The organism is Armatimonadia bacterium, from assembly GCA_039679385.1.
GTDB lineage: Bacteria > Armatimonadota > Zipacnadia > Zipacnadales > JABUFB01 > JAJFTQ01.
Map to the genome: position 1 here is coordinate 136100 of JBDKVB010000138.1, position 6874 is coordinate 142973.

Consider the following 6874-nt stretch of genomic DNA (forward strand, 5'->3'; position numbering starts at 1 on the left):
TGGCCCCGGCAAGGCCGAGACCCTCACAGGATCGGCCACTGAGGTCTACCTACTTTTTGGGTGGCAGACTTGTGGTGTTCTTGTACGCCTCGGCGAAGTTCTCCTCCCAGTGTTTCTCGATGCCCGCACGCCAGGCTTCGGCGGCAGCCTTCATCTCCTGGGTGACATCCGGGAAAGCGTTGCGCAGGTTAGTGCGCTCTCCCGGGTCAGCCTTGAGATCGGCGAGGAAGACCTCGTCCTCTGGAGGTGCACCCTCGACGAGTTGGCCGTTGACGACGAGCTTCCAGTTGCCCTGGCGCAGGGCAGTCTGCTTGCCCATCTCCCAGAAGACCGGGCCGTGAGGACTGGGCGACTTGTCGGCGACCATCGGCAGGAGGTCGAGACCGTCAAGCTGGTACTGCGAGAGGTCACCACCCGCGGCCTTGAGGAAGGTGGGGAACACGTCCATCATCGCCCCGACCTCGCCAAGGACCTGGCTCGCAGGGATCCGCCCCGGCCAGCTCATGATCGCAGGCACGCGGATGCCGCCTTCGTAGAGACTGAACTTGTGGCCCTTGAGGCTGCCGGTGGTGCCTCCGTAGTACGGGTCTTTGGTGCCGTCGAGCCAGTTGCGCGTCTCTCGGGAAGGGCCGTTGTCGCTGGAGAAGAACACGCAGGTGTTCTCCAGCAGGCCCTTGCGCTGCACCGCCTCCATGACCGCGCCGACGCCGTCATCGACCGCACTGAGCATGGCCGCCATGATCCGACGGTCCCAGGGCAGGTCAGGCAAACGGTCAAGGTACTTCTGTGGCGCATGCATGGGATAGTGCGGAGCGTTGAAGGGCACGTAGAGGAAGAAGGGACGATCGTCGGCGGCGGCGCGCTCAACGAAGTCCACCGCACGCTCGGTGATCATCTCCGTGAAGTACTGCCCGTTGTCCCAGATCTCCCGGCCGTTCTCCCACAGGTCATGGACAGGATCGGTGCCGCCGCCCATGCCCCAGTAGAAGATGTGGGAGTAGTAGTCGATGCACCCCGCCAGGAAGCCCAGCCACTCGTCGAAACCGTTGTGCTGGGGCCGGCAGGCCTCTGCGACGCCCAGGTGCCACTTGCCGAACAGGGCAGTGCGGTAGCCGAGAGGCTTGAGAGCTGCGGCAAGCGTCGGTGTGGAGGGCATGAGGCCGGTGGCCTGACGATGACCGGCGAGGATCGCGCGGACTCCGGCATGGCACGGGTAACGGCCCGTGAGTAGCGAGGCCCGTGAGGGCGAGCAGACCGGCGAGTTCGAGTACCAGTTGGTGAAGCGGGCGCCGGAGGCTGCCAAGGCATCAAGATGAGGCGTACGGAAGTCCGTAGCTCCCATGCAGGACAGATCTCCGTAGCCGTGGTCGTCGGTGTAGAAGATAACAAAGTTGGGTTTCCTGGTAGTCGGCATGCTCGGTTCACCCTTGTCTGGAGAGAACGTGCGAAACAGGCCCCCGCACTCACGGTTCTACTGACCGGTCTTGAGGAGGACGACACGCTCCACACAGATCGCGTTCTTGTCTGTAGCGGAACCGTGAGGGAAGGCCGGTCCCTCGAACTTGAGGCTGGCCCAGATATCGAACTTGGCCTCCGGGTTCAGGGCATCCTGGGCGGCATCGACGTCGAGCTGGATGATCCAGCTCCAGAAGAAGTACATGTAGTAGGAGGGCGCCAGTGAGTAGGTGCCCATCTTGTACCAGTGATAGCCGGGGCCGGGAACGTCCTCGGGCTTGATAGGCTTCCCGCCGAAGGTCTTCTTGTTGAGCTGATCGTAGAGGCCCCACTGCATGGGCAGGCGGTACTTCTCGACCGGATGCGAGTCGGTGTCGACCTTCGTCGGGAACTCCAGACGATTCGTCATCCCGCTCTCGGCCTGCGGGTCCTTCACCACGCGCACGATGTCCTTCCAGTTGCGGGTGGTGATGGCGGTGAAGTCGTGTACCGAGGACCTGGGCATGGAGCGGAACTTCTCCGGCAGCGGAACGAACCCGAAGGCGGTGTACCTGCTCACCTCGGCCTCGGCCTGTTGCCGCTCGCGTTCCTGGGCGGAGGCAGGAAGACGCATCTGAGCCTGGTCGAGCCAGGTCAGGCGGTAGCGAGTGGCGGAGTCGTCGCGGTTCAGCGGCATGGTCTCCGGCGTGCCGCCGGTCGCCAGCCACTCACTCATCAGGCGACCGTTGAGGACCACCGTCGCGCGATCCAGCGGCATGCGAGCATGACGGACTCGGCGCAGAAGGAGGGGATCGGCCTTCGTGGCCCGCTCTGCTTGCTCGAAGATCGCCTGGGCCTGGCGGACGAAGGACAAGTCCAGATAGCCGAGTTGGGTCGGCGCGGTGCCCATGCTGCAGTAGGCGGGCTTCGCGATCGCGGCCGATTCGAGGACATGCAGGTACTGGAGAACGTAGCGGCCCGCCGGACCGTAGAAACCATCCATGAAGGTCTGTACGCAGCGCTCGTAGTCCTGGTAGGGGTCCTCGAGCATCTTCATCATCATCCAGACCTTGAAGTCGCGCAGGTCGGCGAGGATCGGGTACTCGTGCTCCGTGAAGACGCCCTCGACGCGGTGCTCGGCATAGAAGCGGTAGTCGATGGGATAGGTCTGCACCGTCGGCATGGGCAGACCGTAGGGCTGAGCGTAAGTCACCGCGTAGTCCCAGATGCGCAGGTGCTTGGCGATGGCGGCCCAGCTCAGCAGATGCTCTCGGAAGGTGGCGTTGGCCGGGTCGGTGATGGGCTTGGTGAAGTTGCTGGTGGTGTCGCACAGGCGAATCAGGAGGTTGTCGCGTGGGCGAAGGCTCTTGGGCGCCTTCTGCGTGTACTGGTAGGCAAGGGTATCCAGGAATATCTCCGGGTACTGCGGCCGGACGGCGTCGGAGATGGCGTTGAGGAAGTCGATCAGCGGGCCGGCTTCCGACTCCTCAGCGCGAGCGATGGCCTGACACTTCTCACACTGGCAGGGACCGCCCCAGTCGTTCTGGGAGATGTCGAACACCGTCGGCGCTGGACGCCCGTCCTGCGCTGCCTGCTTGCGGCTGGACTCGATGTAGTTCTTGAGGCGTTCGATGACGAAGGCGCGCAACTCGGGGTTCGTCAGGCAGAGCTGTGCCCGGTCGGCGGCACGCTCGCCCTTGATGAGCGAGAACCACTCGGGGTGAGTCTTGAGGTACTGGGCCGGCGGAACGTAGGAGTAGAAGGTATGGACGTGGTAGGGAGGGCCGTAGTCGAGAGCGCCGCCATACTCGCCGGAGAGCGCGGCGTCGCCCTGCCGGTTGAGGCGGTTGCGTGCGGCGAAGCGGCCGCCGTCATCGCCATAGAGCGCGTAGATGTCACGGTAGGCGAAAGCAGGCTTGCCGTTCAGAGACACGCCCTCGACAGGGAGGGTGGCGCGACTCGGGACCGTCTCCTCCCACGGGTTCCACCAGTGCACGCCGACCACGTCCTCGAGGAAGTGGTACACGGCGTAGAGGGTTCCGCGAGGCCTGCCCCCTGCGAGGAGGAGGAAGTCAGGGCCTGAACGGACAGCCCAGGCTTCGGAGTCCATCACGGAGGCCTTCAGACCACGGGCTGCGGCGAAACGGGTTGGGCCGACGTAGATCGCGGGACCGGCGACGGCAGTCTTCTCGGCAGACACGGTGAAGTCGGCTCCGGTGACCTTGCCCAGGTACTCGGCGAGCTCGCGGGCTGCCGTCTGCTCAGGTTGTGAGGCATCGTCGGCCAGCACGACTGCGACGGACGAACCGGCCTCACGCCCCAGGGTGATCGCGTAGGAAGGAAGGGCGAGGACGGCTGCCAGTGCCACGAGAAGCCCGGTGCCGAAGGTCTTCATGGGTCTGCCTCCGAGGGAGGGATTGCGGCCTGCTATCCTAACCAAGGCGAGAGAGGCCCTGGAGCAACTCCTCGCCCAGAGCGCGGGGATGAAACACCGCCGCGCCGGGAGAGACCTCGACTCGGTGCGGCTTGCGGCACAGCTCGCGGACGGCCTGCGCCAGCGCTTCAGGATCACCGGGCGGCACCAGCGTCAGGCCTTCGCCCATCGGTGGCAACTCACGCATCGCGGGGCTGTCGGCAGTCACTACCCGGGCCCCGCAGGCGAGCGCCTGGAAGACCTTGTTGGGGATGACCCGCTGGGCCTTGCCGGTGGGAGCGAAGACGCCGAGACAGACCTGGGCCCGACGGAGGGCTCGCGGCAAGTCCTCATAGGGGAGCCAGTCGACCCAGTCCACGTTGTCCAGCCTCAGTTCCTCGGCGAGCTTCCGGGCTTCCGGGTAGGTCTGGCCGGTGCCGACCAGTTGGAAGCGTAGCTGCTTCTCCGGCATGAGGAGTTGCGCGGCGTGCAGAATCACCTCCACGCCGTGCAGTGGGATGAACTTGCCGTAGAAGAGCACGGTCATGGTGCCCGTTTCGTCTGCGGAGTCCGGCTCCTCCGGCGCAGGCGGGCAGAAGAGCCGGTCATCGGCGCCGACAAAGATGCGCAGGAAGCGCTCTGAGGGTATCCGGAACTCCTCGGCGACGTAGTCGATGTGGGCCTGGGTGTCGAGAAGGATCAGGTCGGCACTCTCGTAGGCACGTCTCTCGACACCCTTCAGCAGCCGGGCTCCGGGTCCGCTCGGGGACATCATCCGGCGGTCCTCAATGACGGTCTCATACAGGGACAGGAAGGCGTCGAGCACCACTGGTTTCGGGCGCGCCACGCTCCTGGCCAGCCGGGTGTCGAGATGCCCCAGGTAGCCCACGAGCACGGCGTCGTGCTCGAGCATCCGGCGGTACCGGCGGCGGAGGTCGCGTCTCGACCCCACCCAGCGCAGGGCGGTTGCGAGCTTCTCACGCGCACCGGAGAGCTGGGACTTGTCGCTGGTGCGCCAGACCTGCGAGTGGCACTCCATGACCTCCGCACCGGCCAGTGTCAGCCCCCGTTGGAGGATCTGGTTGCGGCAGTAGTCCTGATCGTAAGTGCCGAAGTAGCAGATGCGGGTACCCATACGGACAAGCGCGGTCCAATCGTGATCGTGCGGCGAGTCTGAGTGTCAGTGCTCGGGCTTCAGATTCTGGGAGAACCAGGACCGCAGGAGCTTCTCCCGCGGGGTCTGCGTGAGGCTCGGCTTGTTGTCGTTCATGTCCGAGCCGTACTCGACGCTCCAGCCGGACCACTCGCGGAAGGCGTGGTAGGTCCAGTCCCAGCCGTGCTCCTCGAAGAGGTCGATGCAGTCGCGCAGGTAGTTGAGCGCGCTATCACCCGGGGCCCAGCGAATGGCGCTGAACTCGCCGACGAAGATGTGCACGCCGAAGTCCTTCTGAAAGTCGACCACGGGCTGCAAGACACGTCGCAGGCGGTCCTTGTCCCACTGCTCCCCGTTTATGAGCCCAGGGTACGAGAAGCCCATCGCCTGCCCCTTCACGCCCTGGTGGGTGAAGGTGTGGGGCATGTACATGTGCACGCTGTAGATCGTCCGGGAGTCGTCGATGGGCCAGAAGTCGTCGAAGCCGTCAGGCCCGGCACCGATACCGGGCTCGACGATCAGTGGCGTCACCGGGTCTATCACTCGGATCGCCTTTGCCGTGCGGTTTGCGAGATCATGCCAACTGGGAACACCGGCGATCTGGCTGGTCTCGTTGGGCTCATTGCACAGGTCGTAGGCCCAGATGAGGTCGCGGCCCTTCATGCGTCGGGCGATCCTCTCCCAGCTCTCCACGAACCTGTCTTGCGCACGCACACTCTCGAAGATCCCCTTCGGCTTCCCAAGCTCGTCCTTCACCGTGGGTTGGGAGTGCAGGTCAACGACGACCATGACACCGTACTTCTCGCAGAGTGGCAGGACGGCTTCGAGATGGTCAAGAGCGTCGTCGAGCCAGGCGTCCCAGGCCTGCGCATCCGTAGGGTCGGCCTTCGCGGGGCGTGTCTGCGCCCAGTTCACCTGCCAGCGCAGTACATTGGCGTTCCAGTCCTTGCCCAGCACACTGAGGCTGTCCTCGTTCAGGTTCCCACCGACCATCGTCCCGCGCAGACGGGGTAGCGAGCGACCCGTGAAGATGGGATGCTGGCCGTCCCACAGGTACTTGTGCGCGGCGGCCGGTCGGCCTACATCGATGCGCACGTTGTCGAACCACATCTTCCCGCTGACAGCCTCAAGGCCGAGGACCAGCCGGGCCTCAAGGGCGTCGGCCGGAACCCGGACGGTGAAGAACACGCTGCGCCACCCGCGGGTCTCGCCCAGCCCGCGCATCTGTGGGTACCTGTTGCCCGAAGGCGTTCGGTACTGAAGCATGAACTTGACGCCGTTCCAGGACTGTGGAGGCACCGAGAGCTCCTCCGCACGCACGTCGGCCTGGAGCGTGACCATCTTCCCGGCGATCTGGTCGACGGGGAGCGAGAACTGCCTGACTCCTGCTCCGCCCGGGCTCTCCGCAGGACGCTCAAGGTAGATCGCGTGGCCCTGATCATCGCGTTCAACGAGGCGGCTGGTGCCGGTTCCTGCGAACTGCCACCCCTCGAGAGCGGCAGGACCTTCAAAGCCGGCCTGCAGCAGGGGCGGACGCACCTGCTGGGCCAAACCCGGTACCGAGCTCAGGGCAATCGACAGCACAACCAGTGCCGACAGGTTCATGGTCGCCTCCTGAATACTGGGGCTGGTATTCCCGCCGGGAGGGCTTCAGACCTGCCGGAGAGTGGCGAAGGTATGGGCGACCGGGGCGGGGAACCCCCCAGAGTCATCACTCGCAGCCCGGGTTCTAGGGGCGATCTGCAGGAAGGTCGCCACTCACGGGCGCACCAGTCGGAGCGCAATCCATGGATGCGACGATCTGCGTCATCCTTGGCGGCGGGGCTGGACAACGGCTGTACCCTCTCACCCGAGACCGTGCCAAGCCTGCAGTG

At 65.1% G+C, this 6874-nt stretch carries 5 protein-coding genes; 1 reads left to right on the top strand and 4 read right to left on the bottom strand.

Annotation, left to right across the window (positions count from 1 at the left end; genetic code table 11):
- Positions 1-49: 49 nt before the first annotated feature.
- From ABFE16_15710 to ABFE16_15725, 4 genes are read right to left on the bottom strand one after another with little or no spacing between them, the layout of a single operon-like run.
- On the bottom strand, positions 50-1414 hold the full coding sequence (locus ABFE16_15710) for a sulfatase-like hydrolase/transferase (GenBank protein ID MEN6346748.1): 1365 nt from the start codon (positions 1412-1414) through the stop codon (positions 50-52).
- Between the two features lie 57 nt (positions 1415-1471).
- Positions 1472-3829 carry a DUF4838 domain-containing protein gene (locus ABFE16_15715; protein MEN6346749.1) on the bottom strand — a complete coding sequence of 786 codons (2358 nt, stop codon included), beginning with the start codon at positions 3827-3829 and terminating at the stop codon, positions 1472-1474.
- A 37-nt stretch (positions 3830-3866) separates the two neighbouring features.
- A complete protein-coding gene (locus tag ABFE16_15720) occupies positions 3867-4982 on the bottom strand; it encodes a glycosyltransferase (GenBank protein ID MEN6346750.1) in 1116 nt (371 codons plus the stop codon).
- Positions 4983-5027: 45 nt separating this feature from the next.
- Entirely contained in the window at positions 5028-6605 is a 1578-nt protein-coding gene (locus ABFE16_15725; protein MEN6346751.1) for a cellulase family glycosylhydrolase, read from the bottom strand.
- A gap of 182 nt (positions 6606-6787) precedes the next feature.
- Between ABFE16_15725 and ABFE16_15730 the strand changes: the two genes are divergently transcribed.
- The coding region (locus tag ABFE16_15730) for a sugar phosphate nucleotidyltransferase (GenBank protein ID MEN6346752.1) at positions 6788-6874 on the top strand (87 nt) is incomplete at its 3' end.

What these genes read in the sequence shown, in the direction of transcription:
- ABFE16_15715 (MEN6346749.1), bottom strand. Translation starts at nt 3,829, where the DNA reads ATGAAGACCTTCGGCACCGGGCTTCTCGTGGCACTGGCAGCCGTCCTC.
- ABFE16_15710 (MEN6346748.1), bottom strand. Translation starts at nt 1,414, where the DNA reads ATGCCGACTACCAGGAAACCCAACTTTGTTATCTTCTACACCGACGAC.
- ABFE16_15725 (MEN6346751.1), bottom strand. Translation starts at nt 6,605, where the DNA reads ATGAACCTGTCGGCACTGGTTGTGCTGTCGATTGCCCTGAGCTCGGTA.
- ABFE16_15720 (MEN6346750.1), bottom strand. Translation starts at nt 4,982, where the DNA reads ATGGGTACCCGCATCTGCTACTTCGGCACTTACGATCAGGACTACTGC.